Below are 25,154 nucleotides of genomic sequence, written 5' to 3' on the forward strand. Positions count from 1 at the left end.
GGATTTATCGCTGTTTTATATTTTCATCCAGTCACATTTATCTAGAAAATGCTTTTTAATTCAACGGCCCATGGTTATTATTGGGTTTGTAATTAGTAGAAAGTGCTGGTACAGGAAAAAATTAATTTTTTAAGAGGTTGAAATGAAAACGATATCAATATTTAACAACAAAGGCGGTGTTGGGAAAACAACGCTTGGATATAATGTCGCAACATCTCTTGCTGGTTTAGGATATAAAGTTCTGGTTGTTGATGTAGACCCACAGTGTAATTTTACGATATATTCTATTGATGAAGAGTATATTGAAAAGTTGTGGGGAGAAGAAGAGGCATATATATTTGATATTGCAAAAGAAAGAGATAGGGTTGGTGAAAAAGTTTTTTCCGAGTTTGTAAAGAGCCCACGATCAGTCCACTTTATTCTTAAGCCAATTCAGGATGGTGCGACAGGATTTGATAATTTAGTTCCGCCGGTAGAAGTTAGAGAAAACTTCCATATAATCCCCGGTCGGCCAAGTATGTATAGCTACGAAAATACTATATCATCTAGATGGAATGGTGTCGCGAGTCGAGAACCTCTCGCAATCAGAACTATATCCGCATTTAGAAAGCTGGCTGAAGATTATGCAAAATAATATAATTATGATTTCGTATTTTTTGATACATCTCCAAATCTGGGCGCAATGAATAAAGTTGCGATTTCAACAGCAGACGGATTTATTGTTCCATGTCTACCAGATTTATTTTCTCTTTACGGGGTAAAAAACATTGGCACAGCTATATCAGAATGGAATAAAGAATTTGAGCGAATTCACTATATGCTTGATGGCCAATACAATGACGAGCTCCCCAAGGCACAAGCAAAATTGATTGGTTATCTGATATATAATGCAAAAAAAAGAAGCGACAATGACAACGAATGGGATCTTGCTATTGGTCATTATAAGCACGCATTACAAATTCCTCACGCAATAAGAAAATCTATGCCAGAATCAGCTCTTGTAGAGCTCAATGATAAATATGTTGATTTGCCAATAGGAAACACAGCTATTATGCATACACATAATACATTGGCGGGAATGGCACAATCATATAAGTTGCCCATGTGGGATATCCCTAGTTATGAACATATTGATAATGAGGATCGGGCTACGGTAAGGGGGAACAGAAGCGACTATGAAGTAACAAAATTCAAGTATCAGTTTTTTGTTATGAATATGTTGGCTCGCTTAGGAGATGATCATCTTGAGAGAGTTATGACTTATGCTGACCGTGTCTTCGCTGAGTGTTACGCATTTATACGAGCATCCAATAAAGCGTCTATTCGAGATTTGGACCCACTAGATTGGGTTAATGATGATCGTTTGAAAGAAAAACTTGAGAGATATATCGTGGAAAACCATTAACTAATCACAAATTTAGATTTCGCAGGCTCAGCACCAATCTACCGATTGTGTAGGTTGTGGCGAGCGTAGCGAAGCCCAACGTTTACCGCGAAATCTCTTTTTCCTTTCCCTTATCCCCAGCCCTTCTCCTCCTTTTTTAATAAACGGGAGAAGGGAGCAATGCCGTTACCGTTGTCCGATTACGCTTCGCTAATCGAACTTACGAGAGGGCCAGGGTGAGGGGAGCATTCAGGTATTAGATGGTCAGCTCCAGCCGGTTGCCTTCCGGGTCGAGGAAGGTGCTCTCGTAATAGCCGTCGCCGGTCCAGCGGGGGCCGTCCAGGTGTTTCACTTCGGCGCCCTTGAGCAGCTTGAGGCGGGCGGTCATCTTGTCCACTTCCTCCACGCTGCCGAGGGAGAAGGCGAGGTGGGCCAGCCCCTGCAACGGGTGTGGCAGAGTGAGATCTGCCGGAAACAGTATGGGGATGTGCATCAGCTCCAGGCTGGCGCCCCCTTCGAAACGCACGAAGTAAGAGCTGAACTGTTTGCTCGGGTTGTGATAGCGCTCATTGGCCTGCCCGCCAAACAGGGTGCAGTAGAATGCCTTGAGTGCCTCCAGATCCTGCGCCCAGATGGCGACGTGATGGATATGCATGGCTGGTCTCCTGTGACTCGATGCCCTTAATGCTATGCTGGGGCCTGTCCCTTCGACATGGCTGAGCCCGTCCTGATGATGTCTGAAACTGCCAACACCGAGATTATCGATGTCTCCCCCGACTGCCGCGAGCAGATCTGTTGCGACAGTCTGCTGCCGGCCCTCGCACAGGAGCAGGTGTGGCTGGCGGGCTATTCCCGTCTCAAGACCCGCTACCGCATCGCGCGCCGCTTTGCCGATATGCACTGTTTTCTGCTGACCCTGGGCGGTGAGGGGGAGGTGCAGGTGGGCGATCGCCGCGAGCGGTTGCAGGCCGGGGAGTGGGCGCTGATCCCAGCCGGGGAGCCACTCTGCTATCAGTTGAGTGAGCCGTTGAACCAGCAGGTGAATAAGGGGAGTGAGTGGGAGCTGGTGTGGCTGCTGCTGCACAAGGATTCCCCCTGGGATGCCTTCGCCAGCCACCCCCGGCTCGGTTGTACCTCCCAGCAGGCTACCGTGCTGCGCACGCTCGAGAACCTCTATGCGGAGCAGGAGCGCCATCAGGACCCGCTGCTCAGCGCCCTGCTGGTTGAGCAGCTCGGCTTTTACTTGCGCCGTCTGTTGCAAAAGGGGGAGGGGCAGCGGCGTGGCGAGCGGCTGGCGCTGCGCCTCGAATTGCTGCTCAAAGAGGCGCTGACCGAGCCGTGGGACATAGCGCGCATGGCTGGCGCCCTGCATCTCTCCGAGCGCCAGCTCTACCGGCTCTGCCAGCAGCACTTCGCGCTGGCGCCCATGGCGCTGCTGCAACGGCTGCGGCTGCAGCGGGCGGCGCTCTTGCTGGCCAGCCGGGCCGACCCGGTGAAGCTGCTGGCCGAGCAGTGCGGCTTCAAGAACGAGTACCACTTCTCCACCGCCTTCAAACGCCAGCATGGCCTGGCGCCCAGCCACTATCGCAACCTGCATCATCCTGCCTTTAAAACCGGACAAGGGTGAAATATTGAGCCACACTGGTTGCTAATGTTATTCAGACGAACCCGATGGCGGCCGATAACCGGAACAAGTAGTGGCGGTTTTCATCGATCAACGGATAGCGGACTGTGCAGCCGTCTGCCGCTATCATTTCTCAACATCAGGCTGGAATGCCCCGCGCCCCAGCGGGGCGGCAATACAAGGATGGTCTCCCATGCTGCAGGACAGCGACACGATCAGGATCTCGGATGTCAGCGAAGCCGTGGTACATGGCATTCTCGAGGTGATCAGCGATGGCATCTGGGACTGGAATGCCAACACCGGTTTCGTCTATCGCAACCCGGGCTGGTACCGGATGCTGGGCTACGAGCCCCATACTCTAGGCAACAATGTCTTCACCTGGGAGAGTGTGATCCACCCCGACGACATGGATCGGGTGATGGCGAGCTTCGATGCCTATCTGAGCGGCGCAGCCCCCGACTACCGGGTCGAGTATCGCTGCCGCAGTCGCGGCGGAGACTATATCTGGATCGAGGATTGCGGCCGCATCATAGAGCGCAATCCCGATGGGTCTGTGGCGCGGATGATCGGCGCCCATCGCAATATCCACGCCAGCAAGTTGCTGCTGGAGCAGCTGGAGCTGCGCAATCAGTCGCTGGAGCAACTGGTGGCGGAGCGCACCGCCGAGCTGGTGCGAGTCAACGAGGCACTGCAACAGAGGGTGGAGGAGAATCGTCAGCTGGCGGAGACTGATGCCCTGACCGGTGCCGCCAGCCGCTATCGGCTGGAGCGGGCGTTGCAGCTGGAGTGCGAACGGGCGCGCCGCTTTCACTTGCCTTTTACCGTGATTGCCATGGATGTGGACAACTTCAAGCAGATCAATGACAGCTATGGCCACAATATCGGGGATCAGACCCTGATCAACATAGTGGCGCTGGTGCGCGACCATATCCGCGAGATTGATCTGCTGGCTCGTTGGGGTGGCGACGAGTTTATGGTGCTGCTGCCCAATACCGGCCGTGAAGATGCGTTGGTGGTGGCGAACAAGTTTCAGGCGTTGATGGTGACGAACCCCATCTGTCCCCGCGGTGTCACCACCATGAGCTTCGGAGTGGCGGAGTATCAGCAGGGTGAGCAGAAGGAGAGTCTGATGGTGCGTGCCGATCGGGCGCTCTATCAGGCCAAGCAGCAGGGCAAGAATCAGATCTGCTGATGGCACATCAGCCAATAGAAGGGCCGCAGGCGTGAAACCTGTGGCCCTTTTGCATTGTTACTGACGCGGCGCGACTTAGAAGTGGTAGCGCAGACCCAGCTTGAGGGTATCCAGAGAGTAGTGCTCATCACCCAGGCTCAGGGCGTCGAACTGGCGCTCGTAACCGATACCGGCAGAGAAGTGGTCGTTGAAGGCGTAGTCCAGACCTACTTCCAGATTGGGGTGTACCTTGCTCTTGGTTGCGCTCTTGCTTACCTGATCGCTGAAACCGAGGAAGGTGGCGTTGCCGACAACTTCCAATTCGGTGCGGGTGTAGGCGATACCCGGTTTGGCATAGGCGCTGAAGCCCCAGGCCAGCGGCTGGCTCAGCTTGGCGGCCAGGCTGATGCTGCGGGTTTCGATGGTGGTGTCGGCAAAACCGGTTGCCCCCTGAGAGGTCACCCAGATCAGCTGCTCCATCTGTTGGGCGTGCAGGCCACCTTCAATGGCCAGCCAGGGTTTGAAGCTGTAACCGACGATCAGGCTGCCGCCGTCGAGCTGGTCGTCGATCACTTTGGCGTCATAGGCGCGCTGGAGGTCACCGTCGAGATCCATCTTGGAGGTGGTCAGATCCAGACCTGCATACCAGCCTTCGGCATGGGCGCCGCCATTCATGGCCAGAGCAAGCAGGGAGAAAGCGGCAATTTTATTAAACTTGTTCATGGATAAATAACCTTGTGTTGCGTGAACTGCGTGTAATTTATATTGCTCAATCCATGAAGCTTTTTATATTTCCGTCATCGCTCTGCTTTCACAGAGGGGCCGCAGTATAGTCAGCACATTTCTGAATAACAAGAGAGTGGTTTCCCCATCATTATAAATATGACTGGCTGCAAGCAGGGCCATTTTGTTTAATAAATGGTGTTATTAGAGTTTTAGCTTTATTGAGGTTTAAATAATTAACTGGTGAGGAAAATGACCGGCTGCGAGTTCTATTTTGATTATATGTGATTGATTTTTATCAGCATTTAATTTTCATTCGAGCGTGGCCATGATGAGCCGTCTAAAAATTGGCATCTCAGATGTCACTGATTGGCATCAGGTTCTTTTCGATGATTTTTTGAACCCATCACAAGGTGAAACCGTGAGAAAAAAATTTCTCTCTTTGCCTGTTTTTTGCTCTTTTTGAGGTTTGGGATTGTTCCCATTGTAACTTTTGGTGGTCTTTTGAGGCTGTTTTTGCGTGGGCTATGCTACCCACCAGATACGCGAATGGGCGCTTGTGGGTGGCTTTTCTCTTCACCCGGTAGCAGTTGTTGGGGTGGGCATGGGGTGTGATAAGCAGATATGGGGCGTGCGGCCCGATTAATTTTGTTTGCTTATATATGCAAGCCATTTAAAAGATAAGTTTTTGATGTTTTAAATTACTTGATTATATTTGTTTTTATATTGAGTGAAGCTTTCCAAGTAAGCCATTTAAATATATTTAATGGCAATGAGACGGTATTAAGGATCGTTTAGGATACCTTGCCAGAGAGGTCGTAGTGGCTGGCGCATCAGTGGGCGGCGGGTGGCCTGTGACACTTCCCCTTGCCGGGACCCTTGACCTGACCTGCGAATTCAGGGAAAAGAAAAGGGCGGTGCTATCAGCGCCGCCCAATGCCAGGAAAGAGAAAAAACCTTGCGGTTTAAAAGATAAAAATTTGGAAGCAAACAATCGATTTCTCAACCAGGAAGGGTCTTGAATTCGATACGTTTCGATTATGCGCGATGTTCTATGCAGCACTAGCAAAATGTTTGCGGGTTGAAAGATATGCACTGTCTGGTGTCAGATTTTGCGACCTCATCGTTCAACTGGTCTGTCCTGATGGGCGTTGTAGGCGATTTTTTCTCTAGGCTGTTTTTTCGGTGTCAATATCTGAGCCTTGAAGGTAAAAACAGGTCAGAAGCTGACTCGGCATAACCATGCAATGAAAGTGCGATAACAAGGAAGAGTGGCATGACCTACAGCCAGACCTTGGCCAACAATATTCTCGACACCCTGAAGAAGACCCTGACCGACAAGGGGATCCGCTATCAGACCCTGGCAGAAGCCATGGGTGTCTCCATCGCGACCGTGAAACGGATGATGAACAAGCCCTCGCTGCCGTTTGATACTCTGCTGGAGATCTGCCATCTGGTGGGTCTCTCGTTCGAGGAGTTGCTGGATCGCACTCAGGACGCCCAGAGCCGCCGCGCCGTCTTTACCCAGGAGCAGGACGAGGCGTTTCACAATGAGCCGGGGCTCTACGCTTTTCTCGCCAATATCTTCTGGCGCGACAAGACGCTGATCGATCTCAAGCGGGAGTACGGCCTGACCGATGCCTCCTGCTACCTCTATCTGCGCAAGCTGGAGAAGCTCGGCATTTTGCAGCTTGGTATCGACAACAGTTACCACTTCCTGATCAGCGAGCGGATCAGCTTCGAGCAGCACAGCCGTTTCGCCCGCCAGCAGGCACGGCAGGCGATGTCGGTGCTGGGGGAGTATCTGGTGGAGAACATGCACAAGTCGAACAACTATATGGCGCTCTGCCAGTTGCACCTCAACGAGGGGGAGGCGATGGCGCTGATCGACCGGATGAAGGAGTACTGGCATCAGGAGATCAAGCTCAACCGCCCCGCCATCGGCCAGCAGGAGCACGCCAAGACCTACACCATGTCGCTGCAACTGGCCGACTGCGGCTACCAGAGCTTCGACGACATGATCCCCAATATCGACAACTGATCCCGGCGGATCCTGCGGGATCCGCCATGTTGGAGTCTGGTTATTCCGTGAGTTGAACGGTATGCGATCTGCTTGCGACCGGTTGCAGCACCCGGTTATCGAGGCAGATGCGGATCGCCACTGTGCTCGACAGTGCTCTGGATATTTTCCCTAATCGGCGACCCGGGTTTGTTGCAGCTTGCCTGCGAGCGGCTGCAATGCTCGCGTATCCAGACAAATGCGGATGGCATCCGGCCGCCAGTGCTCGATATCGCAATCCACCAGACCGCCTCGCTCGTCGTAGTTGACCCGCACCAGCCGCAGCACCGCGCTCCCCTCCGCCAGATTGAGGGCGCGGGCGATGGCGCCGCGCGCCGCCGAGGGGGTGATCTCGAGACTCGCCCCACCCTGGCCTATGCCATAGCGCTGCTGATAGAGCTCGGTGAGGGAGCTGGCCAGCGGCGCGCTGGCGATATCGGGAAAGCGGCTCGCCAGCAGGTGGTGGCTGACGTGGAGCACCGGGCGACCGTCGATCAGGCGCAGGCGGCGGATCTCATAAAGTGGAGTGAAGGGTTCCAGCCCCATCCAGCGGCACAGTTCGCTGCTGGCAAGTTCGCTGCCGTGGGCCAGCACCCGGGTTTCGGCGGTGCGTTGCTGCTCGCCGATCCACTGGTGAAAGTGGGTGTGGATGGCGGGATCGTAGGTGAGGCGGGGTGGCGCCACAAACCAGCCGCGCCGCTCGGCCCGGTAGATAAGGCCGTCCGCTTCGAGGCTGGAGAGCGCCTCCTTGATGGTGATGCGGGTGGTGGCGAAGCGTTCGCTCAGGGCCCGTTCGGCGGGCAGCTGCTGCCCGGCCCCCAATTGGCCGCTGCCGATATAGCGGCGTAGGGTCTGGCAAATCTGTTCGCACTTGGAGGAGGAGCGGCCATCGGCCATGCTCTGTTCGTTCACTCTCTGCTCGCTCAATCTCGGCTCGGTCACACTCTTGTCCCTGTTGCTTATTCAGAAGGCGGGTGGCTGGCCAATCCCTTACTGGAGTAGTCCAGCCTCACTCGGGTTCAGAGTTGTAACCGCTGTGGATGACAGCGCCATGACAGGGTGATTGTCATCAAACTGCCATCAAAGCGCCCCGCGACCGTCATATTTCCCCTCTAGCATCCCTCTCGAACCTTAACTGACCTAGTCCAGAGGGATGGGATGATGAAAAGCGTGATCGCAAGTGCACTGGCTCTGGTGGCCATCAGTCAACCGCTGTTTGCCGCCGAAAATATTGCAGATCTTGAGAAGGCCGCTCGCGGCGAGGGCCAGCTCCACAGCATCGGCATGCCCGACAGCTGGGCCAACTGGAAGGATACCTGGCAGCAGCTGGGCAGCATCTACGGCATCAAGCATCAGGATACCGACATGAGCTCGGCGCAGGAGATCGCCAAGTTCGCCGCCGAGAAGGCCAATGCCACCGCCGATATCGGCGACGTGGGCGGCGCCTTCGGTCCGGTTGCGGTCAAGCAGGGTGTTACCCAACCCTACAAGCCCTCCACCTGGGCTGACATTCCCAACTGGGCCAAGGATGCGGACGGTCACTGGATGCTGGCTTATACCGGCACCATCGCCTTCCTGATCAACAAGGATCTGGTCAAGGCCGCTCCCACCAGCTGGCAATCCCTGCTGGGTGGCGACTACAAGGTGACCCTGGGTGATGTGGGCGTAGCCTCCCAGGCCAACAACGGCGTGCTGGCGGCGGCCTATGCCACCGGCGGTAGCGAGAAGAATCTGAAACCTGCACTGGAGCTGTTCGGTCAGCTGGCCAAGCAGGGTCGTCTCTCCCTGAACGATCCCACCATCGCCAATATCGAGAAGGGCGAGGTGGAAGTGGGTGTGCTGTGGGACTTCAACGCCCTCAACTACCGCGACCAGATCGACCCCAAGAAGTTTGATGTGGTGATCCCAAGCGACGGTTCCGTCATCGCCGGTTACACCACCATCATCAACAAGTGGGCCAAGAACCCCAACGCCGCCAAACTGGCCCGTGAATACATCCTCTCCGATGCCGGTCAAATCAACCTGGCCCGCGGCTACGCCCGCCCGATCCGCAGCAACGTGACCCTGCCGGATGATGTGAAGGCCAAGCTGCTGCCAGCCGAGCAGTACGCCAATGCCAAGCCGGTGCAGGATCACGCCGCCTGGGAGCAGAGCTCCAAAGCCCTGCCGCGCCAGTGGCAAGAAACCGTCATGATCAACATGCAGTAAGGGAATCCAGTGCAACACAAGGTGATAGTGGTACTTGTGGATGGTCTGGCAGCCGAGGTAGCCCACACCATGGGCTACCTCGGTGGCATGGTGGAGGCGGGGCGGGGCCTGCATACGACCCTGAATGCTGCCCTGCCGTCTCTCTCTCGGCCTCTCTACGAGTGCATCCTGACCGGCGTGCCGCCGGTGGTGAGCGGCATCACCCACAACGGGGTGAGTCGCCTCAGTCTGCATGACTCCATCTTCCATCTGGCCCGCGCCGCGGGTAAACGCACCGCAGCGGCGGCCTACCATTGGGTGAGCGAACTCTACAACCGCAGCCCCTGGCTGGCTGCCCGTGATCGCTTTACTCATGACGAGCAGTTGCCCATCCAGCACGGCTGCTTCTACTGGGATGACAACTATCCCGACAGCCATCTGCTGATGGATGGGGAATGGCTGCGCAGCCAGTACGATCCCGATTTTCTGCTGATCCACCCGATGGGGGTGGACGATGCGGGCCACAAGTTTGGCCTCGATTCCCGCCAGTACCGCAATCAGGCGCGCCGCATGGACAGCCTGCTGGCCGATCTGCTGCCCCAGTGGCTGGCTGAGGGATATCAGGTGGTGATCACCTCGGATCACGGCATGAACAACGATCTGAGCCACGGCGGCACCCTGCCGGAAGAGCGCACCGTGCCACTCTGGCTGTTTGGCGATGCCTTTATCGAGCGCTGGCCGGATGGGGTGGCGATTGCCCAGACCCAGCTCTGCGCCCTGATGGCCGATCTGCTGGGGGTTTCCCACGACAAGCCGGCAGCGCCACCGCTGCTCAAGGCGGCCTTTATGCGTGAGGTGCACTGATGATGCCTGCAACCACCGAGATCCTCGCGGATCAACCTGTGGCAACCAAGCAGAAGGTGCGCCGCCACTGGCTGCCCGCGCTGGTGCTGCTGCCGTTTATCCTCTTGATGATCCTGTTCCAGCTCGCTCCCATGGTGTGGGTGCTGGTGGGCAGCTTTCAGACCCCAGATGGTTGGGGCCTTGACTACTACCGGGAGATTTTGAGCTCCCCCTTCTACCTGCAATCGTTCGGCAACTCGTTGCGCATTGCCGGTATCGCCAGTCTGGCGGGGCTTGCCATCGGCACCCTCGGGGCGGCGGCGCTGCGCCACAGCGGCGAGCGGGTCAAGCGGGTACTGTTGGCCTTCGTCACCATGACTGGCAACTTCAGCGGGGTGCCGCTGGCATTCGCCTTTATCATCATTCTCGGCATCAACGGTGCGGTCACTCTGCTGCTCAAATCCTGGGGCCTCATCGACGGCTTCAACCTCTACTCGGGTAGCGGCCTTATCCTCATCTACACCTACTTCCAGATCCCGCTCGCTCTGCTACTGCTCTATCCGGCGTTCGATGCGCTGCAGGATGAGTGGCCACAGGCTGCCGCGCTGCTCGGCGCGAGCAAGGGACAATATGTGTGGCACGTGGCACTGCCGGTGCTGACACCTGCGCTGCTCGGCACCCTGATCATCCTGTTTGCCAACGCGGTGGGGGCTTATGCCTCCGCCTACGCCCTCACCACCGGAAACTTCAATCTGGTGACCATCCGGGTGGCCAGTCTGGTCTCCGGCGATATTTTCCTCGAACCCAATATGGCGGCGGCGCTGGCGGTGATCCTGATGGTGCTGCTGGGGGTAGTGACGGCCGCCAACCAGTGGCTGCTGAAAAAGAGCTATGTGAACAAGGGGCAATCCCATGCATGATTTGACGCCGCGCTGGCCCAAGTGGGTGCTGGGTGGGCTGGTCGCCACCCTGCTGCTGCCGCTGCTGGCCACGTTTCTCTACTCCATCTCCACCCGCTGGGGGGCGACCCTGCTGCCGGATGGCTTCACCCTCGACTGGTATCTCAAGCTGTGGGGCGATCCGCGCTTTCTGGCGGCGTTTGGCCGCAGCCTCCTGGTCTGCTTCGCCACTCTGCTGCTGGGGACCCTGGTGCTGGTACCGACCGTGCTGGTGGTGGCTTACTACTTCCCAAAGCTGGATCCCTGGATGAACCTGTTGATCCTGCTCCCCTTCGCGGTGCCACCTGTGGTCTCGTCAGTGGGGCTGCTGCAGATCTACGCCGATGGCGTTCTGCCCATCATCGGCACGCCGTGGATCCTGATCGGCACCTGGTTCACCGTGGTGCTCCCCTTTATGTATCGGGCGCTGGCCAACAGCCTGCAAGGGGTACCGCTCAGGGATTTGATGGATGCCGCCCATCTGCTGGGGGCCAGTAGTCGGCGCGCCTTCCTGCTGGTGGTGATCCCTTGTCTGCGCAAGGGGCTGCTGGCGGCGCTGTTTCTCTCGCTCTCCTTCCTGCTCGGCGAGTTCGTGTTTGCCAACATGCTGGTGGGCACCCGTTACGAGACCCTGCAGGTCTACCTCTACAACATGCGCGCCACTTCTGGCCACTTCACCAGTGCGCTGGTGATGAGCTACTTCCTGCTGACCCTGCTGCTCACTTGGGCGGCCAACAGATTTCATCGGTGATCCAAGATGTTTCATTTAGAAGTCAATCAGTTGCATAAATCCTACGGCGATACGCCGGTGTTCGAGGGGATCGAATTCGGCATTCGCAAGGGGGAGCTGGTGACCCTGCTCGGCCCCTCCGGCTGTGGCAAGTCCACCTTGCTGAGGGCGCTGGCCGGGCTCACTCCGGTGGATGGCGGTCAGGTGCGGGTGGCCGGTGAAGATATCACCTGGCAGGAACCCCAGAAGCGGGGCATTGGCATGGTGTTCCAGAGTTATGCGCTGTTCCCCAACATGACGGTGTGGGAAAACGTCGCCTTCGGCCTCAAGATGAAACCCCAGCCGGGGCGGGAGCTGGCGGCCAGCGTGAAAGAGGCGCTGGCGCTGGTGGAGCTGACCGGTTTCGAGCGCCGCTATCCGGCCGAGCTCTCCGGCGGCCAGCGCCAGCGGGTGGCGCTGGCCCGGGCTCTGGTGGTGCAGCCACGGATCCTGCTGCTGGACGAGCCGCTCTCGGCGCTGGATGCCCGCATCCGCCGCAGCCTGCGCCAGCAGATCCGCGAGATCCAGCAGCGCCTCGAGCTCACCACCATCTTCGTGACCCACGATCAGGAGGAGGCGCTCACCATGTCGGATCGGATCTTCCTGATGAACAAGGGATCCATCGTCCAGAGCGGCACGCCGGAGGAGATCTATACCCGCCCCGCCAGCGAGTTTGTGGCGGGCTTTATCGGCAACTACAACCTGCTTGGCGCCGAGCAGGGCAAGTCGCTGTTCGGCCCCCGTTTTCAGGGCAAGCTGGCACTGCGGCCGGAGTCCATTACCCTGCTGCCCGCCGGGGCGACCAGCAGCGAACCCAGCCTGCCCGGCATCGTTCGCCAGCAACAGCTGCTCGGTAACGTGATCCGCTATCAGGTGGAGTGCGAGGCGGGGCTGTTGACGGTGGATTGCCTCAACCGTTCGGCTGGCGATCTGCTGGCCACCGGCAGTGCCGTGACCCTGGCGGTGGCCCGGGATCAACTCTGTGAGGTAGCATGAGGCCGCATTTCATTTCCATTTTCACTGCAAGGAGCCCTCATGGCACTGGCACTGTTTGATCTGGACGAGACCCTGATTGCGGGGGATTCCGCCAGCCTCTGGCTGGAGTACATGGTGGCCGAGGAGCTGGCGCCCGCCAGCATGATCGCGGAGGAGCAGGCCATGATGTCCCTCTACCATCAGGGCAAGATGGACATGCACCAGTACATGGCCTTCACCCTGCAACCGCTGGCGGGCAAGACGCGCCAGTGGCTCGACTCGCTCTCTACCCGCTTTGCCGAGCAGGTGCTGCGCGAGCGCCTCTACCTCGAGGGGTTGGCGCGTATCGAATGGCATCGGGAGCGGGGCGACGATCTGGTGCTCATCTCCGCCTCCGGCGAGCATCTGGTGGCCCCCATGGCGAAGATGCTGGGGATGGATCACTGCGTCGCCATCCTGCTCGATGAGGAGGAGGGGATGCTGACCGGCCAGACTCGCGGCACCCTCAGCTTTCGCGAGGGCAAGGTGGCCCGCATCAACCAGCTGTTTGCAGGCAGGGACCATCTCTGGCTGGGGAGCTTTGGTTATAGCGACTCTCACAACGATCTGCCCATGCTGCGGGCGGTGAGCCATCCTCATGCGGTCAATCCTGCCCCCGCGCTGCGCCAGCAAGCCGAGGAGCTGGGCTGGCCGGTGTGGGAGTGGCGGCGCTGAGTCGCGTGCTCAAACAGGCTTAAAGCACGGCAAGAATAGCGACATAAACAACTGAGAGAGGCAGTTGCCTCTCCCTTGTCTCTTTCCCCCGGTTGTGCTCACCCCCCCTCCTGCCGGGGGGGCCGCCGGGTAGAATCAAGGTTAGGGGAAGGATCCTCTTCCGTCACGTCGCAGGTGCGACGCTGGGGGAAGCAGATGCGATTTTTCCCCTCCCGCTTGGCCTGATAAACCCCGCTGTCGGCCAGTTCTATCAGCTCCTTGGTCGAGAGCCCGGAGTGGCTCAAGGCCACCCCGCCGCTGAGGGTAATGGTCAGTTCCGGCTCTCGCCACTCCAGTTGAGTGACCGCAAGTCTGAAGCTCTCCAGCAGCGAGGTGGCCTCACTCATTTGCATCTCCAGGCGCAAGATCAGCACCAGCTCCTCGCCACCGTAACGACAGAGCCAGCCCCACTGGTCAAACATTTTCATGCCCAGCTTGCTCACCCGTTTGAGCACTATATCCCCTGTTTGGTGGCCAAAGGTGTCGTTGACCTGTTTGAAGTTATCGAGATCGAACATCACTACTAGGAAGGGGGCACCGCTGCTGAGCTGTCTCTGCAGGCACTCGTCGAAGAAGCGGCGGTTGTAGAGACCGGTGAGTTTGTCCTGATTGGCTTGCTGGCGGATCTGGGCAAAGTCCTGACTGGCGGCATCCATCTCTTCATAGACCTTGGCCAGCTCCAGCATGCGGCTGCCATGATAGGCAGTCCCGCCAGAGCGGCTGGTGCGGATCAACAGGGTAATCTCCCCCAGCATGCGGCGGAAGTAGCGGGCCCAAAGCAGGGCTAGCAGCAGATAGAAAAAGCAGGCAACGGCAATCATCAGCTGCACGTTGATGGAGACGCTGTCGATCACCTGCTGCATGCTGGCGGTGGGCTCGACACTGAGCAGGAACCAGCGCTGCTCGGGGACACGGTAGTAGGAGACCATCATGCCGCTGGCATTATCGAGGAAGAAACCTTGCGGCTGTTGCATGTGTGCCAGCCATTCAGGGTGGGTGAGCGGTTTGAATACCTGTTCGCGATCCGGGTGAGCCAGCACCAGCCCGTCATGGTTGATCAGGATCTGATAGCCCTTGCCCAGATGATGGCTCTGTTCATGCCGGTTGTTGAGCCAGTTGGCGAGCGGGGTGAGCTGGGTATCGAGGGAGAGCACCCCCACTCGCTTGCCGTCAGGGTCTTGAATTACCCGAGCCAGCGCCATTGTGAGGGTACCCAGAGTGTAGTCGTAATAGGGATCGGTCCAGACGATCCGGTTCGGGTGGCTGGCTGCCAGCAGATACCAGGGGCGAGTTCTGGGATCGAACTTCTCGTCCGCCTGCCAGGTGGGGTGGATCAGCATCTGGCGATGCTCGGTTCCTACATAGACGTAGTCGAGCTCCATCACCTCGTGATAGGCCTGCCACTGTTGCAGGTAGCGCTCGCCGTTAAGGATCTCTGGGCCGCTGAAATCCTGATAATTTACCTGCTGATAAATAAGCGTAAACTGGCGTTTGAGGGTCTCCAGATAGGGTTCGAGCAGGGTATGGAGATATTGGGTGTTGCGGGCAATCAGGTTTTGTTGCTGCTCGAGGCGCAGGGTACGTTCCATATGCAGGTAGTAGATGCTGCCGAGCAACACTACGGGAATAAAGAGCAGGAGGAGGCCCAGCCGCATGCGGGTGATTAAAGACCAAGTGTGCTTGGGCTTGGCGGGGGACATGCACAGATCCTTTTCAGCTCGGGTGTCACCAGCATATATGATGCCGTCCCGCCCGTCTAAAGGCAGAAAATGAGATCCGTTCAATGCTGAACCCCACGTTGCTCCTGATGGCTCACTACGGCGGCATCATGCTGTTGGTCCTGGCGCTCTGTGTCGAGTATCTGATCTTTCGTCGCGGCCTGAATATGTTGCGGGTACACCGTCTGCTGCTGGCAGATGCGGTGGCGGCGCTGGCGCTCTTCTCCATCTTTGCCACCGGTTGTCTGCTGGCCCTCGAACACGCCAGCTCGGTGGCGCAGCTCTTTGCTCATCCTGCCCACGGTCTCAAAGTGGGGTTGTTTCTGCTGATTGTCGGCTCCCTCGACTATCCCAGTCGCCTCTTCTATCGCTGGCGTCGTGCCCTGCGTCTGGGCAAGGCGCCGATGATCTCGATCCAGCAGTACTTCCGGGTGGTCTGGATCCTGCGGGGCAATCTGGTAATGGTCGCCCTGCTGGCCGTGCTGACAAAACAGCTATCGCTCTAAAGACAAGAGGGTAGGGAGGCAGGTATCTTGGATTGGATAACCCGTCACGCGCCGATTTAAGGAAGAATCGCCATGCGCTCCAATCTGATGTTGCTGATGGCTGCCACCATCTGGGGTATGGGCTTTGTCGCCCAGCGCCTCGGGATGGATCATATGGGGCCCTATACCTTCAATGGCCTGCGCTTTCTGCTCGGTGCCTTCTCCCTGCTGCCGCTGCTCTGGTGGCTCAAATCCCGTCAACCAGTGGTCGCCACTGGCGACCATCGCCAATTGCTGACCGGTGGTGTGCTGGCCGGACTGGTGCTGTTCTGTGCCGCATCCCTGCAGCAGGTGGGGCTGCTCTATACCACTGCCGCCAAGGCCGGTTTCATCACCGGGCTCTACATCATTCTGGTGCCGGTACTGGGGCTGCTGCTGCGGCACAAGACGGGTACCAATACCTGGATTGGAGCCCTCATTGCCCTGAGCGGGCTCTATGTGTTGAGCGTGACCGACGAGTTCACCATCGGTTTTGGCGATCTGCTGCAGGTGATTGGCGCCCTGTTCTGGGCGATCCATCTGCTGCTGGTGGATCACTACTCCAACCGGGTGGCCCCCATCAAGCTGGCTTGTGTGCAGTTTGTGGTGTGCGGCCTGCTCAGTCTCGCCACCGCCTTTGTCATCGAAACTCCGACCGTGGCTGGCGCAGTAGCTGGCTGGCAGGCGCTGCTCTATGCCGGGCTGGTGTCGGTCGGGGTGGGTTATACCCTGCAGGTGCTGGGGCAGCGGGGCGCCCATCCGGCCCACGCCGCCATCATCCTCAGTCTGGAGACCGTCTTTGCCGCCGTGGGGGGCGTATTGCTGCTGGATGAAACGCTGGACGAGCGTGCCATTGCCGGTTGCGCCCTGATGCTGGCGGGGATGCTGATCTCCCAGATCCGGCTGCGCTGGTGGTGGAAGTCGCGCCGGGACAAGGTGCCTGCGACCAAGTAAACCGCGCTCGCTGCATAACAAAAACGCCCCGACTATCGGGGCGTTTTGCATGGCGGCTGTTGGGTCAGGGGCGCTGATCCAGCTCGTGCTCCAGCTCTACCGCCTTCTGACGGGCCGGATGGGTATTGAGGCGTTCCCAATAGGCTTGCAGATGCGGGAAGTGGGCCAGCTGGCCGCTTTGCGCCAGCAGATCCACCAGGAAGGAGTTCATGATGTCGGCGCCGGAGAGGCGATCCCCCACCAGATAGTGGCGATTCGCCAGTACCTCATTGAGGTAGCCCAGCACTTTGGCACACTCCGCCCTGGCGTAGTCCGGCAGGAAGCGCATCGGGCTGCCATCCTTGCGCACAAACATGTCGAGCAGCAGCGGCAGAATCCCCGAGCTCTCGGCAAAGTGGAGCCACTGCAGGTATTCGGGATACTCCGGGCTATCTGGTGCCGGAGCCAGCCGATCGGCGGCGTAGCGGGCGACCAGGTACTCGGTGATGGCGCCCGATTCTGCCAGTACCCGGCCGTCGAACTCGATGACCGGCGACTTGCCGAGGGGGTGGATGGCCTTGAGCTCGGGCGGCGCCAGAAAGGTGGTGGTGTCGCGCTGATACGCCTTGATCTCATAGGGCAGGCCCAGCTCTTCAAGCAGCCAGATGATGCGTTGGGAGCGGGATTTGTTCAGGTGGTGCAGGACTATCATAATGACCTCGATTCGGTGGCAGGATGGGGTATACGAGCGGGTGAGGAGGGCGGTTCACCGGCAGTAAAAAAAGAGCGGGCTGATGCCCGCTCGCTCAACACCAGACTCAGGCCTCCAGCGCCTGATCCAGATCTGCCAGAATGTCCTCGATCGCCTCGATCCCTACCGAGAGCCGGATCATCTCAGGTTTGACTCCTGCCTTGGCCTGCTCCTCCTCGCTCAACTGGCGATGGGTGGTGGAGGCGGGGTGGCAGGCCAGCGACTTGGCATCGCCGATGTTGACCAACCGCTTGAAGATCTTGAGCGCATCGTAGAAGCGCACGCCCGCCTCGTAACCATCCTTCAGACCGAACGAGAGGATGGCCGAGGGGCGACCGGCCATGTACTTCTCTGCCAGCAGATAGTGGGGATGACCCGGCAGACCGGCGTAGCTGACCCAGGCCACCTTGGGGTGATGCTTGAGGTGATTGGCAACCCGCAGGGCGTTGTCGACGTGGCGTTCCATGCGCAGGCTCAGGGTCTCCAGCCCCTGCAGCAGCAGGAAGGCGTTCATTGGCGCCAGCGCTGCGCCGGTATTGCGCAGTGGCACTGTGCGTACCCGCCCGATAAAGGCGGCCGGGCCAAAGGCCTCGGTGTAGACCACCCCGTGGTAGGAGGGCTCCGGTTTGGTCAGCTGTGGGAAGCGCTCGGCGTGATCTGCCCAGGGGAACTTGCCCGAGTCGACGATGACGCCACCCAGCGAGTTGCCATGGCCGCCGACATATTTGGTGAGGCTGTGGACGACTATGTCAGCGCCATGTTCGATGGGTTTACAGAGCACCGGGGTGGCGACCGTGTTGTCGACGATGAGCGGCACGCCACGGGCATGGGCTGCCTTGGCCAGCGCGGCCAGATCGACGATGTTGCCCGCCGGGTTGCCGATGCTCTCGCAGTAGACCGCCTTGGTCTTGTCGTCGATGAGGGCGGCGATGGCTTCGGCGCTGTCATCCTTGGCGAAGCGCACCTCGACCCCGAAACTCGGCAGCATGTGGGCGAACAAGGTGTAGGTGCCGCCATAGAGCTGGGGCGTGGAGACAATGTTGTCACCGGCGGCGGTCAGCGCCTGAATGGCGTAGGTGATGGCGGCGGAACCTGCCGAGACCACCAGCGCGGCAATCCCTCCTTCCAGCGCGGCCATCCGCTGCTCCAGCACATCGTTGGTGGGGTTCATGATGCGGGTGTAGATGTTGCCCGGCACCGCCAGATTGAACAGATCCGCCCCGTGCTGGGCGCTCTCGAACTCGTAGGCCACCGTCTGGTAGATGGGCACGGCGACCGCCTTGGTGGTGGGGTCGCTGGAAAAGCCGTGGTGCAGGGCCAGGGTCGCATCTTTCATCACACACTCCTTGTTGGATGTTGCTTGTCGCAGTTATAGATGGATAGACGTCCAATCTATCAGGCCCGTGGCCGATGTAAACAGCAAGATCCGGCAAAGCAATGTCGCCCGCAGGGGATGCGCGTCCCGAGTGGCGGGCAGGCCTGCCGTGCTCAGAGGCGACGGCGATACTCCTTGTCATCGATCTGGTTCATATCCCACTGCATCAGGCGGTTGAGCTGCTGCATGGGATCCTCGATGAGCGCCAGCGGGCGCGGCAGGATCCGCTTGAAGTAACGGCGCAAGGTCTGCTGGACCCGGTTCGGTTTGAGGGGGTTGGCGTGGCTCATGATGGTGCTCCTCTACTGTGGTTCTCACGTTCATCAGCAGTATTGAGCTAAAATGCGGAAGTAAAAACTGATGACTTATAGCAACAGGATTTCCTCTTTTATGCCGACCGGTCGCCTCTACCAGCAATTTCAACGACTCGCCCAGCTGCTTGGCAGCGACGAGCGGGAGATCAGCATCGCCGAGGTGGCGGATCTGCTCTGCTGCACCCCGCGCAACGCCCGCCTGCTGCTGCGGCGGATGCAGGATCAGGGCTGGCTCAGCTGGTCGGCGGAAGCGGGGCGGGGGCGGCGCTCCCGGCTCACCCTGCTCGATAGTCAGGAGAGCCTGACCCGGCGCCGCTTGCGAGATCTGCTCAGTCAGGGCCAGCTGGCACAGGCGGTGCGGCTGACCGAGGATCGCCTCGATCTGCTCACCCCGCTGCTGATCGAACAGCTCGGTCAGGCCACCCGTGAGGGGCGCCAGATCCTGCGGGTGCCCTACTACCGGCCGCTGCCGCAGTTGCTGCCCACCGGCCCGATGCGCCGCTCCGAAATTCACCTGAGCCGCCAGATCTTCAACGGCCTCACCCGGCGAAATGAGGAAAATGGGGAAATCGAAGGGGATCTGGCCCACCACTGGGAGTGTCTGGGCCCCTGTCACTGGCGCTTCTATCTGCGCCCGGCGGTGCGCTTTCACCACGGCCGCGAGCTGGTGGTGGAGGATGTGATGGAGAGTCTGCTGGCCCTGCGGGATCGCCCGCTGTTCGCCCATCTGGATCGGCTGGAGAGCCCTTGGCCGCGCACGCTGGATCTCTATCTCGACAGCCCGGATCCCTGGCTGCCCCACCTGCTGGCGGAGCCGGTGGCGACCATTTTGCCACGGGAGCTCAAGGGGGAGGCGGGCTTTGCCCTGCAACCGGTGGGCACAGGCCCATACCGGGTGGCCGCCAACGATCCCCTGCATCTTTGCCTTGCGGCGTTTGACGACTACTTCGGCCTGCGCGCCCTGCTCGACGAGATCGATATCTGGATGCTGCCTGAGCTTGCGGAGCGACTGGAGACCCACCTGCAGCTGGGGCGCGACAGCCCTGAGCTCGGTACCATGCGCGGCGAATCAGAGCTGGAGTCGGGCTGCTACTTCCTGCTGCAGGACGATCGTTCCGGATCCTTGCAGGATCCCTCGCTGCGCCAGTGGCTCGGCCAGCTGCTCAATCCGGTAGCCCTGATGGGGCGGGTCGCCCCCGAGTTGCAACGGGGCTGGACCAGCGCCCTCGGTCTGCTGCCCCACTGGCGCGAAGCACTGCCCGCGCCCTTGCCCACACCGGCGCAGTTGCCGACGACCTTGGTGCTGGCCTGTTTCAACCAGCATCTGGAGTTCAACGAGTGCGCCAACGCCATGAGCAGCCTGCTGGCCGAACAGGGGATCCGGCTCGAGGTGCGCACCCTCGATTACGGTCGTTGGGTGAGTGGCGAGGATGAAGACGTGGATCTCTGGCTCGGCACCCTCAACCTCGAACATGCCGGCCCCTTTGCCCCCTACGCCTGGTTGCAGGGCACCCCGTTGCTGCGCAAGGTGTGGAGCAGTCAGCATGAGTTGTGGCAAGGGTTGATGCAGTGGCGCGCCAGCGGTGAGGAGCCTGGCCCCCGCGCCCTGCTGGCAACTGTGCAGCAGCAGAGCTGGTTTGTGCCGCTGTTCCACCACTGGCTGGAGCTGGAGAGCCGGGTCGGCGTGCACGGGGTGCGGATGACGGCGCTCGGCTGGTTCGATTTTCGCAGCGCCTGGTTGCGGCCGGAACTGGCTGTCAGCACTTGGGATAAGACGGGGAGGCTTGAGTCCTGATGCGGGGCGCGTTAGCCTGATCGCGGTTCAATGACAAGGAGTCAACCCATGCTGGAAATGCAGATCCAACCCCGCTTTCAGGAGACGGATGCCCTCGGCCATATCAACAATACGGTGCCGGCGGTCTGGTTCGAATCGGCGCGGGATCCCCTGTTCCGGATCTTTTCCCCCGATCTGGATGTGCATAACTGGCATCTGATCATCGCGGGCTATACGGTGCAGTTCAAACGGGAGCTGTTCTACGGCCAGCCGGTCACCATCAAGACCGGCGTGCGCCGCATCGGCACCAGCTCATTTACGGTCTGGCAGGAGGCCTGGCAGGGCGGCGAACTGGCCGTCACCGCCGAAACGACCCTGATCCATTTTGACTACCGGACCCGCCAATCCCTGCCCCTGAGCGATGTTCACCGGGAAGGGCTGCGGGCCTGGCTGACAGAGAGTTAACCACGGGCCGGATGGCCCATCACAGGAGTGTTATGTACAACTCAATGCGCAACACAGCGATCGCGCTGACCCTGGGATTCTGCTCCCTCCCTTCTCTGGCCGCTTCTCTCGCCGAGCAGTTTACCCTGATGGAGAAGGGGGCCGAGAGCGCCCTCGATATCCGTCAATTCAGCCATGACGGCGTCGATATCAAGGCCTGGATCGATGGCGCCCCCGTCATCATCGCCGTGCCCATCATGAACGAGCTGGGCAAGCTGGAAGGGGAGAGCCGCTACTACTTCAAGGGCGGCAAGCTGTTCGGGGTCAAAGAGCCCGCCGCCCAGTTCGCTTTTGACGACAGCGGCAAGCTGACCCAATGGCTGGACGAGAAGGGCCAGCCCGCCGAGTTTGTCAGCAAGATGAGCATGCAGCAGCGTCAGGAGTGGCTCACCAAGCGGGCCGCCGAGCTGAGCAAGCTGTTCGCGCCGAGCGCGGCCGAGCAGAGGGCGGCCAAGGGTGGCGTCAAGCTGAAGGGGGCGGATCTCGCTCACTGGCTCTGCAACGGCAAACTGATGGATCTTGCCCATGGCGACAAGGTGATCTTCGAGCAGGATAAGCTGAAGATTGGCGAGCAGGGGATCGAGGGGGAGGTCTCCCTGCGTCAGGATAAGGGGTGGCAGGAGTTGAGCCTCAAGTGCGAGGTGCAGGGCACTCAGGTGACCCGCCTCACCTGGCAATCTTTACCGGCAACCAACAAGCCGCAATAAGTGCACCACAGCAAGGGGCCCATCGTGGGCCCCTTGTCATTGGCTCATTGTTCCCCCAGCTTGAGCCGGGTGAGCGCCTCGACCCGGCGCCACTGTCCGGGTTCGAACCAGCGGGCCAGCAGCTCCTGTTGCTGTTCGGCCCGGGCCTCGTTCGGCAGTTGCCTGAGTTCGGCCAGAAAGCCGCTGAGCTGCTCCTCGAACCCTTGCCGGTTCTGCTCCAGCTGGCGCATCCGATCCACCGCTTCCGGCCCCCCCGTCTCCAGCAGCAGGGCATCCCGTTTGGCTGGCTCCATCTGTGCCAGCTCTTGCAACTCTTCAAGCAGACGGCTGTTGGCCTCAGCCTCGCGAAACCAGCCCGGTTGCTCCGCCAGCCAGAGATCCAGCTCGCTGGCCAGCTGCGACTTGTCGCTGTCTCTTGCTTCCGCCAGCGCCCTGCGGCGCAGGGTCAGCTGCTCCATCAGTCGATCCTCGGCAAACAGCTGGGCCTGCTCGGCCGGGGTAAAGCTCTGCTGGCGCAGCTGCTCCCGCTCGTCAAACAGGATCTGCAAGCTGGCGAGGGAGATTTCGGTGGGCACCGTCAGGCTGCTCTGGGCGGAGACAAAGGTGCGATAGCGCGCCTGCAGGGCATCGGCGGCCTCCTGCTCGGGATCGTGCGGGTGGCTCTGTGCATGCTGATTGGTTTGAGCCTGTGATGAGTCTGCCGTCGGTGCTGTGGGCCAGAGCAACACCCCGCCAAGCAGCAGGGTGATGGCGCAGGGCACGACGAGCAGGGTGGCGATCTTCATAGTCCCAGCTCCTTGAGACGGTTGGCATGCTGGCGATAGAGGGTGACCGGATCGGTCTCGAACAGATGGTGGATGCCGAATGACTGGTTCACTTCGTCCAGATGGTTCATCCGGTAGTCGGTGCCGATCACCTTGCCGAGGTGACTGCTGCAGACTCCGACCAGCCCGTCATTGGGCTCCTTGAAGAAGGCGCCGGTCAGCGCCAGCGCAGGATCCACCGGATCCAGCAGATTGGTCAGGTTGCCGCGCCCGCTCCAGGAGAAGTAGTAGACGCCGTTGCTGGCCTGCATCGGCCCCTCGCCGCAATAGCGGCTGGGCAGCCCCTCCGGGTAGCGCTGGTTGAACTGGCTGGCCCCCTTGCTAGTGAGGGCATCGAGGGCGGCGACCGGATCTTGCGGCAGCTGGCTCCCGCCCGAGAGCAGCGAAATCATGTCGGAGAGGGCGTGGGCTGCGGCGGCCGCCAGCTTCTCAGCGGCCGAGCCGGGGGCGGCATTGGCCCGTACCAGATCGGCAATCTCGGAGCCGTAGTTGACCCCGCCGACGCTGGTGGCGGAGGCGACCAGCTCGGGGGCGACCGAAGCGACATAGCGGATGGTCGGGCCGCCATGGGAGTGGCCGATCAGGTTGACCTTCTCGGCGCCGGTGGCGGCCAGCAGCAGTTCAATCTGGGCGAGCAACTGCTCCCCCCGCTGCTCGGAGCTGGCGGTAGCAGATACCTGAGCCACGTAGACCTTGGCGCCATCGCGGCTCAGGGCTTGCGGAATGCCGTAGAAGTAATCGACCCCGAGCAGCTTGTCGAAGCCGAACAGGCCGTGCACCAGCACTATGGGGTAGCGGGTCTGGGTGTATCCGCTGGCGTGTGCCAGCATGGGCAGGGTGCAGAGCAGCACCAGAAGCCATCTCTTCATCATCAGCATCCTTGTTGATTCGTGAGGAACAGATTGTGTGGCGTACTCCATGTTCGCCGGTGCCAGTATGGTGGCTGCTGACGGGAGAGGCTGTGAGGGGGATCGCAACTCGGGAGTCAAAAGGGATTCAGGGGGCGGGCAGGGAGGCTGTGCTCCCCGCCCTGCGGCTTATTGCCACGCCACCAAGTGATACTGCTTTTTGCCCCGGCGCAGCAGCAGGTAGCGGCCAAACAGCCGATCAGTGGCACTCAGCTGATCATCTTGCTTGAGCACACCATTGAGGCTGATAGCGCCCGCCGCCAGCAGCTCGCGGGCGATGCGTTTGGAGTTCGCCAGACCGCAGCTGACCAGCAGGCTGACCAGATCCGTCTCGCCGCTGACGGTGCTGCACGGCATGCCATCCTGCGCCAGCTGGGCCAGATCGCTCTCGCCGAGGCGGGCCACATCGCCGCTAAACAGTAACTCGCTGATGCGCTGCACCGCCGCCAGCGCCGCCTTGCCGTGTACCAGCTCGGTCAGCTCGTTCGCCAACACCTGCTGGGCCTGCTTTCGCCCCTGCCGCTTCGCATCTTCCGCCTCCAGTGCATCAATCTCGCTCAGCGGCATAAAGCTGTAGTAGCGCAGGAAGCGGTAGACATCCTCATCTGCGGTGCCGAGCCAGAACTGGTAGAAGGCGTAAGGGGAGGTGAGCGCCGGATCGAGCCAGACCGCGCCCCCTTCGGTCTTGCCAAACTTGGTGCCGTCCGCCTTGGTGATAAGGGGCAGGGTCATGCCGTGCACCTGCGCCTGATGGAGGCGACGGGTCAGATCCATGCCGCTGGTGATATTGCCCCACTGGTCGTTGCCACCAATCTGCAGGGTGCAACCGAGCCGCTGGTGCAGCACCGCAAAGTCGTAGGATTGCAGCAGGGCGTAAGAGAACTCGGTGAACGAGATGCCCTGATCCGGGCGGGCCAGTCGCTGGCGCACCGACTCCCGCGCCAGCATGCCGTTGACCGAGAAGTGCTTGCCGATATCCCGCAGAAAATCGAGGGCGGACATCTGCCCCATCCAGTCGCCATTGTTGACCAGTTGCGGGGCCGACAGGCCATCATCGGCGGGCAGCAGCGCCCTGATTTGGGCCGACAGGCTGGCGACCCAACCCTGCACAGTATCGGCACTGTTGAGGCTGCGCTCGGTCGCCTTGAAGCTGGGATCGCCGATAAGGCCGGTTGCCCCGCCCACCAGTGCCACCGGGGTGTGGCCCGCCAGCTGGAAGCGGCGCAGCATCAAGAGCGGCACCAGATGACCGATATGCAGGCTGCCGGCGGTGGGATCGAACCCGCAATAGACGGTGCGCGAGGTGGCAAGATGATCGGCCAGGGCCGCCGGGTCGGAATTCTGGGCCACAAGGCCGCGCTCGGTCAGCTCATCGAGCAGGTGGGGGTTGATCATG

General features: G+C 59.8%; 25 protein-coding genes and 1 pseudogene. 16 read left to right on the top strand and 10 right to left on the bottom strand.

Features of this window, described 5'->3' with window-relative positions; genetic code table 11:
- Positions 1-142 precede the first annotated feature (142 nt).
- Together G5182_RS15270 and G5182_RS15275 are read left to right on the top strand one after the other, a co-directional pair.
- Complete coding sequence (locus tag G5182_RS15270) at positions 143-634, top strand: ParA family protein (RefSeq protein ID WP_421254506.1); 492 nt, start codon at positions 143-145, stop codon at positions 632-634.
- Between the two features lie 15 nt (positions 635-649).
- Positions 650-1,405: pseudogene (locus G5182_RS15275) on the top strand (AAA family ATPase); the annotation flags it as partial.
- Positions 1,406-1,640: 235 nt separating this feature from the next.
- Here the strand turns inward: G5182_RS15275 and G5182_RS15280 are convergent.
- Positions 1,641-2,039 carry a VOC family protein gene (locus G5182_RS15280; RefSeq protein ID WP_421205737.1) on the bottom strand — a complete coding sequence of 133 codons (399 nt, stop codon included), beginning with the start codon at positions 2,037-2,039 and terminating at the stop codon, positions 1,641-1,643.
- Between the two features lie 75 nt (positions 2,040-2,114).
- On the opposite strand from G5182_RS15280, the gene G5182_RS15285 reads away from it, so the two are divergent.
- Together G5182_RS15285 and G5182_RS15290 are read left to right on the top strand one after the other, a co-directional pair.
- Positions 2,115-3,011 (top strand): helix-turn-helix transcriptional regulator, encoded by an 897-nt coding sequence (locus G5182_RS15285; protein WP_227341565.1) that lies wholly within the window; start codon positions 2,115-2,117, stop codon positions 3,009-3,011.
- Positions 3,012-3,201: 190 nt separating this feature from the next.
- Positions 3,202-4,200: a sensor domain-containing diguanylate cyclase gene (locus G5182_RS15290; RefSeq protein WP_216952682.1), complete on the top strand. Its 999-nt coding sequence runs from the start codon at positions 3,202-3,204 to the stop codon at positions 4,198-4,200.
- Positions 4,201-4,275: 75 nt separating this feature from the next.
- Here G5182_RS15290 and G5182_RS15295 read toward each other — a convergent pair whose 3' ends face one another.
- Entirely contained in the window at positions 4,276-4,902 is a 627-nt protein-coding gene (locus tag G5182_RS15295) for a porin family protein (RefSeq protein ID WP_227341564.1), read from the bottom strand.
- Between the two features lie 1,276 nt (positions 4,903-6,178).
- Between G5182_RS15295 and G5182_RS15300 the strand changes: the two genes are divergently transcribed.
- Positions 6,179-6,943: a helix-turn-helix domain-containing protein gene (locus G5182_RS15300; protein ID WP_005336490.1), complete on the top strand. Its 765-nt coding sequence runs from the start codon at positions 6,179-6,181 to the stop codon at positions 6,941-6,943.
- Between the two features lie 150 nt (positions 6,944-7,093).
- On the opposite strand, the gene G5182_RS15305 is transcribed toward G5182_RS15300, so the two are convergent.
- Complete coding sequence (locus G5182_RS15305) at positions 7,094-7,858, bottom strand: UTRA domain-containing protein (RefSeq protein WP_394817999.1); 765 nt, start codon at positions 7,856-7,858, stop codon at positions 7,094-7,096.
- A 264-nt stretch (positions 7,859-8,122) separates the two neighbouring features.
- Between G5182_RS15305 and G5182_RS15310 the strand changes: the two genes are divergently transcribed.
- Genes G5182_RS15310 through G5182_RS15335 form a run of 6 tightly spaced genes read left to right on the top strand, consistent with a single transcriptional unit; the run spans position 8,123 to position 13,387 of the window.
- Positions 8,123-9,169 (top strand): ABC transporter substrate-binding protein, encoded by a 1,047-nt coding sequence (locus G5182_RS15310; RefSeq protein ID WP_047440511.1) that lies wholly within the window; start codon positions 8,123-8,125, stop codon positions 9,167-9,169.
- Positions 9,170-9,178: 9 nt separating this feature from the next.
- Positions 9,179-10,012 carry an alkaline phosphatase family protein gene (locus G5182_RS15315; protein WP_421254507.1) on the top strand — a complete coding sequence of 278 codons (834 nt, stop codon included), beginning with the start codon at positions 9,179-9,181 and terminating at the stop codon, positions 10,010-10,012.
- A complete protein-coding gene (locus tag G5182_RS15320) occupies positions 10,012-10,911 on the top strand; it encodes an ABC transporter permease (protein WP_216979680.1) in 900 nt (299 codons plus the stop codon). The genes G5182_RS15315 and G5182_RS15320 overlap by 1 nt, the downstream gene beginning before the upstream one ends.
- The gene (locus tag G5182_RS15325) at positions 10,904-11,680 is read left to right on the top strand and encodes an ABC transporter permease (RefSeq protein WP_005355251.1); all 777 of its coding nucleotides are present in this window, start codon (positions 10,904-10,906) and stop codon (positions 11,678-11,680) included. The genes G5182_RS15320 and G5182_RS15325 overlap by 8 nt, the downstream gene beginning before the upstream one ends.
- A gap of 6 nt (positions 11,681-11,686) precedes the next feature.
- Positions 11,687-12,694, top strand: coding sequence for an ABC transporter ATP-binding protein (locus G5182_RS15330; protein ID WP_421254508.1), 1,008 nt, complete (start codon positions 11,687-11,689; stop codon positions 12,692-12,694).
- 39 nt (positions 12,695-12,733) lie between these two features.
- Positions 12,734-13,387 carry an HAD family hydrolase gene (locus G5182_RS15335; protein WP_421254509.1) on the top strand — a complete coding sequence of 218 codons (654 nt, stop codon included), beginning with the start codon at positions 12,734-12,736 and terminating at the stop codon, positions 13,385-13,387.
- A 98-nt stretch (positions 13,388-13,485) separates the two neighbouring features.
- Here the strand turns inward: G5182_RS15335 and G5182_RS15340 are convergent, their stop codons facing one another.
- Complete coding sequence (locus tag G5182_RS15340) at positions 13,486-15,126, bottom strand: sensor domain-containing diguanylate cyclase (RefSeq protein WP_421254510.1); 1,641 nt, start codon at positions 15,124-15,126, stop codon at positions 13,486-13,488.
- A gap of 83 nt (positions 15,127-15,209) precedes the next feature.
- Between G5182_RS15340 and G5182_RS15345 the strand changes: the two genes are divergently transcribed.
- Both G5182_RS15345 and G5182_RS15350 read left to right on the top strand, forming a co-directional pair.
- The gene (locus G5182_RS15345; protein WP_216952689.1) at positions 15,210-15,650 is read left to right on the top strand and encodes a DUF2214 family protein; all 441 of its coding nucleotides are present in this window, start codon (positions 15,210-15,212) and stop codon (positions 15,648-15,650) included.
- A 72-nt stretch (positions 15,651-15,722) separates the two neighbouring features.
- Complete coding sequence (locus G5182_RS15350; protein WP_216952690.1) at positions 15,723-16,622, top strand: DMT family transporter; 900 nt, start codon at positions 15,723-15,725, stop codon at positions 16,620-16,622.
- A gap of 64 nt (positions 16,623-16,686) precedes the next feature.
- Here the strand turns inward: G5182_RS15350 and G5182_RS15355 are convergent, their stop codons facing one another.
- The 3 genes from G5182_RS15355 to G5182_RS15365 form a co-directional block, all read right to left on the bottom strand.
- The gene (locus G5182_RS15355; RefSeq protein WP_216952691.1) at positions 16,687-17,313 is read right to left on the bottom strand and encodes a glutathione S-transferase family protein; all 627 of its coding nucleotides are present in this window, start codon (positions 17,311-17,313) and stop codon (positions 16,687-16,689) included.
- Positions 17,314-17,419: 106 nt separating this feature from the next.
- Entirely contained in the window at positions 17,420-18,688 is a 1,269-nt protein-coding gene (locus tag G5182_RS15360) for an O-acetylhomoserine aminocarboxypropyltransferase/cysteine synthase family protein (protein WP_005336464.1), read from the bottom strand.
- A gap of 152 nt (positions 18,689-18,840) precedes the next feature.
- Positions 18,841-19,017, bottom strand: a complete 177-nt coding sequence (locus tag G5182_RS15365; RefSeq protein WP_216952692.1) for a hypothetical protein — start codon at positions 19,015-19,017, stop codon at positions 18,841-18,843.
- A gap of 100 nt (positions 19,018-19,117) precedes the next feature.
- Here G5182_RS15365 and sgrR point away from each other — a divergent pair, with 100 nt between their 5' ends.
- The 3 genes from sgrR to G5182_RS15380 are packed head-to-tail and all read left to right on the top strand — an operon-like array spanning position 19,118 to position 22,026.
- Positions 19,118-20,836: an HTH-type transcriptional regulator SgrR gene (gene sgrR, locus G5182_RS15370; protein WP_421254511.1), complete on the top strand. Its 1,719-nt coding sequence runs from the start codon at positions 19,118-19,120 to the stop codon at positions 20,834-20,836.
- Positions 20,837-20,884: 48 nt separating this feature from the next.
- On the top strand, positions 20,885-21,280 hold the full coding sequence (locus G5182_RS15375) for an acyl-CoA thioesterase (RefSeq protein ID WP_216952694.1): 396 nt from the start codon (positions 20,885-20,887) through the stop codon (positions 21,278-21,280).
- 44 nt (positions 21,281-21,324) lie between these two features.
- Positions 21,325-22,026 carry a hypothetical protein gene (locus tag G5182_RS15380; RefSeq protein ID WP_216954488.1) on the top strand — a complete coding sequence of 234 codons (702 nt, stop codon included), beginning with the start codon at positions 21,325-21,327 and terminating at the stop codon, positions 22,024-22,026.
- A gap of 44 nt (positions 22,027-22,070) precedes the next feature.
- Here G5182_RS15380 and G5182_RS15385 read toward each other — a convergent pair whose 3' ends face one another.
- The 3 genes from G5182_RS15385 to tyrS all read right to left on the bottom strand — a co-directional run bounded on the left by G5182_RS15385 (position 22,071) and on the right by tyrS (position 25,153).
- Complete coding sequence (locus G5182_RS15385) at positions 22,071-22,811, bottom strand: lipase secretion chaperone (protein WP_216952695.1); 741 nt, start codon at positions 22,809-22,811, stop codon at positions 22,071-22,073.
- Positions 22,808-23,719 carry a lipase family alpha/beta hydrolase gene (locus G5182_RS15390; RefSeq protein WP_216954489.1) on the bottom strand — a complete coding sequence of 304 codons (912 nt, stop codon included), beginning with the start codon at positions 23,717-23,719 and terminating at the stop codon, positions 22,808-22,810. The genes G5182_RS15385 and G5182_RS15390 overlap by 4 nt, the downstream gene beginning before the upstream one ends.
- 168 nt (positions 23,720-23,887) lie before the next feature.
- Positions 23,888-25,153 (bottom strand): tyrosine--tRNA ligase, encoded by a 1,266-nt coding sequence (gene tyrS / locus G5182_RS15395; protein ID WP_227341558.1) that lies wholly within the window; start codon positions 25,151-25,153, stop codon positions 23,888-23,890.
- Between the last annotated feature and the right edge of the window lies 1 nt (position 25,154).

The sequence above is a fragment of the Aeromonas sp. 600948 genome (genome assembly GCF_049174875.1).
Taxonomy (GTDB): Bacteria; Pseudomonadota; Gammaproteobacteria; order Enterobacterales; family Aeromonadaceae; genus Aeromonas; species Aeromonas veronii_A.

What these genes read in the sequence shown, in the direction of transcription:
- G5182_RS15380 (WP_216954488.1), top strand. Translation starts at nt 21,325, where the DNA reads ATGCGCAACACAGCGATCGCGCTGACCCTGGGATTCTGCTCCCTCCCT.
- G5182_RS15310 (WP_047440511.1), top strand. Translation starts at nt 8,123, where the DNA reads ATGAAAAGCGTGATCGCAAGTGCACTGGCTCTGGTGGCCATCAGTCAA.
- G5182_RS15385 (WP_216952695.1), bottom strand. Translation starts at nt 22,811, where the DNA reads ATGAAGATCGCCACCCTGCTCGTCGTGCCCTGCGCCATCACCCTGCTG.
- G5182_RS15345 (WP_216952689.1), top strand. Translation starts at nt 15,210, where the DNA reads ATGCTGAACCCCACGTTGCTCCTGATGGCTCACTACGGCGGCATCATG.
- G5182_RS15335 (WP_421254509.1), top strand. Translation starts at nt 12,734, where the DNA reads ATGGCACTGGCACTGTTTGATCTGGACGAGACCCTGATTGCGGGGGAT.
- G5182_RS15375 (WP_216952694.1), top strand. Translation starts at nt 20,885, where the DNA reads ATGCTGGAAATGCAGATCCAACCCCGCTTTCAGGAGACGGATGCCCTC.
- G5182_RS15360 (WP_005336464.1), bottom strand. Translation starts at nt 18,688, where the DNA reads ATGAAAGATGCGACCCTGGCCCTGCACCACGGCTTTTCCAGCGACCCC.
- G5182_RS15325 (WP_005355251.1), top strand. Translation starts at nt 10,904, where the DNA reads ATGCATGATTTGACGCCGCGCTGGCCCAAGTGGGTGCTGGGTGGGCTG.
- G5182_RS15290 (WP_216952682.1), top strand. Translation starts at nt 3,202, where the DNA reads ATGCTGCAGGACAGCGACACGATCAGGATCTCGGATGTCAGCGAAGCC.
- G5182_RS15285 (WP_227341565.1), top strand. Translation starts at nt 2,115, where the DNA reads ATGATGTCTGAAACTGCCAACACCGAGATTATCGATGTCTCCCCCGAC.
- G5182_RS15305 (WP_394817999.1), bottom strand. Translation starts at nt 7,858, where the DNA reads ATGGCCGATGGCCGCTCCTCCTCCAAGTGCGAACAGATTTGCCAGACC.
- G5182_RS15295 (WP_227341564.1), bottom strand. Translation starts at nt 4,902, where the DNA reads ATGAACAAGTTTAATAAAATTGCCGCTTTCTCCCTGCTTGCTCTGGCC.
- G5182_RS15340 (WP_421254510.1), bottom strand. Translation starts at nt 15,126, where the DNA reads ATGTCCCCCGCCAAGCCCAAGCACACTTGGTCTTTAATCACCCGCATG.
- G5182_RS15300 (WP_005336490.1), top strand. Translation starts at nt 6,179, where the DNA reads ATGACCTACAGCCAGACCTTGGCCAACAATATTCTCGACACCCTGAAG.
- G5182_RS15350 (WP_216952690.1), top strand. Translation starts at nt 15,723, where the DNA reads ATGCGCTCCAATCTGATGTTGCTGATGGCTGCCACCATCTGGGGTATG.
- G5182_RS15355 (WP_216952691.1), bottom strand. Translation starts at nt 17,313, where the DNA reads ATGATAGTCCTGCACCACCTGAACAAATCCCGCTCCCAACGCATCATC.
- G5182_RS15270 (WP_421254506.1), top strand. Translation starts at nt 143, where the DNA reads ATGAAAACGATATCAATATTTAACAACAAAGGCGGTGTTGGGAAAACA.
- G5182_RS15390 (WP_216954489.1), bottom strand. Translation starts at nt 23,719, where the DNA reads ATGAAGAGATGGCTTCTGGTGCTGCTCTGCACCCTGCCCATGCTGGCA.
- G5182_RS15280 (WP_421205737.1), bottom strand. Translation starts at nt 2,039, where the DNA reads ATGCATATCCATCACGTCGCCATCTGGGCGCAGGATCTGGAGGCACTC.
- tyrS (WP_227341558.1), bottom strand. Translation starts at nt 25,153, where the DNA reads ATGATCAACCCCCACCTGCTCGATGAGCTGACCGAGCGCGGCCTTGTG.
- G5182_RS15365 (WP_216952692.1), bottom strand. Translation starts at nt 19,017, where the DNA reads ATGAGCCACGCCAACCCCCTCAAACCGAACCGGGTCCAGCAGACCTTG.
- G5182_RS15320 (WP_216979680.1), top strand. Translation starts at nt 10,012, where the DNA reads ATGATGCCTGCAACCACCGAGATCCTCGCGGATCAACCTGTGGCAACC.
- sgrR (WP_421254511.1), top strand. Translation starts at nt 19,118, where the DNA reads ATGCCGACCGGTCGCCTCTACCAGCAATTTCAACGACTCGCCCAGCTG.
- G5182_RS15330 (WP_421254508.1), top strand. Translation starts at nt 11,687, where the DNA reads ATGTTTCATTTAGAAGTCAATCAGTTGCATAAATCCTACGGCGATACG.